Origin of the sequence: Streptomyces sp. NPDC094147, from assembly GCF_044764265.1 — a bacterium.
In the GTDB taxonomy this organism is placed as follows: Bacteria; Actinomycetota; Actinomycetes; order Streptomycetales; family Streptomycetaceae; genus Streptomyces.
The window spans coordinates 1-1,293 of sequence record NZ_JBIWHT010000089.1 but is presented as its reverse complement, the minus strand read 5'-3'; the positions used below and the strand labels follow the sequence as shown (position 1 = coordinate 1,293).

Here is a 1,293-nt window from a genome sequence, read left to right as displayed (position 1 = left end):
TCGGTGGTGGGAAGCCGGTCCTGACGGGGCCCGCGATCGTCACTGAGAAGGACGTGCCGGCGCTGGAGAAGTACACCGCCCGCGGCACCCGATGATCCCCCGCCGACCTCGCGTGACCCATACTTGGGCGGCCGGGGCAGGTCTGAACCAGCCCCGGAGGCACCCGGTGGTACAGCAAGAAGGGCACGGCGTCGTGGCAAGGGTTGGGACAGGGGTACGCGTCATGGGCGCGGTGCTGGCAGCGGTGCTCGGAGCCTCCTTGGCGGGGTGCAGCAGCACGGGCGGCAAGCGTGCCGAGGACGCGCGCAAGTCCGCGCAGGCCCAAGGCAGGGCCGCGGTGAACACACCCCGCTGGAAGATCGCGATGATCACCCACTCGGGCGACGGCGACACCTTCTGGGACATCGTCCAGAACGGCGCCAAGCAGGCCGCCGTCAAGGACAACATCGACTTCCTGTACTCGCACAGCGACCAGGGGCAGCAGCAGGCGCAGTTCGTGCAGGCCGCCATCGACCAGAAGGTCGACGGCATCATCGTCACGCTCGCAAAGCCGGACGCCCTGAAGGACGTCGTCGCCAAGGCCGAGAAGGCGGGCATCCCGGTGATCACCGTGAACTCGGGCTCGGAGAAGTCCAAGGAGTTCGGCGCGCTCACCCACATCGGCCAGGACGAGACCATCGCGGGCGAGGCCGTCGGCGAGGAGCTCAACAAGCGCGGCAAGAAGAAGGCGCTCTGCGTCCTGCACGAGCAGGGCAACGTCGGACACGAGCAGCGCTGCGCGGGCACCAGGAAGACGTTCAAGGGCGAGCTCCAGAACCTCTACGTCACCGGCACCAACATGCCCGACGTGCAGTCCTCCATCGAGGCCAAGCTCCAGGCCGACCCGGCCATCGACTCCGTGGTCACGCTGGGCGCGCCCTTCGCGGACACGGCGTACAAGGCCAAGCAGTCGGCCGGCAGCTCCGCCGAGATCGACACCTTCGACCTCAACGCCAAGGTCGCCGCGGCCTTGGAGGCCGGCACGCTCGGCTTCGCCGTCGACCAGCAGCCCTACCTCCAGGGATACGAGGCCGTGGACCTCCTGTGGCTGTACAAGTACAACGGCGATGTGCTCGGCGGCGGGCTTCCGGTGCTGACCGGGCCGCAGATCATCACCAAGGACCAGGCCACCCAACTGAAGGCCTACACGGAGCGGGGGACCCGATGACCGCGGCAGATGTCGCCGGGGACGAGCGGTTGCTGCGTCGTTCGGTGGTGCGGAGGGTGCTGGGGCGTCCGGAGCTGGGTTCGGTG

Annotated in this window: 1 protein-coding gene; it reads left to right on the top strand. The window is 68.5% G+C overall.

Annotated elements, in window-relative coordinates:
* Window positions 1-223: 223 nt before the first annotated feature.
* The gene (locus tag ACIQ8J_RS35900; protein ID WP_403278392.1) at window positions 224-1,207 is read left to right on the top strand and encodes a sugar ABC transporter substrate-binding protein; all 984 of its coding nucleotides are present in this window, start codon (window positions 224-226) and stop codon (window positions 1,205-1,207) included.
* Window positions 1,208-1,293 lie beyond the last annotated feature (86 nt).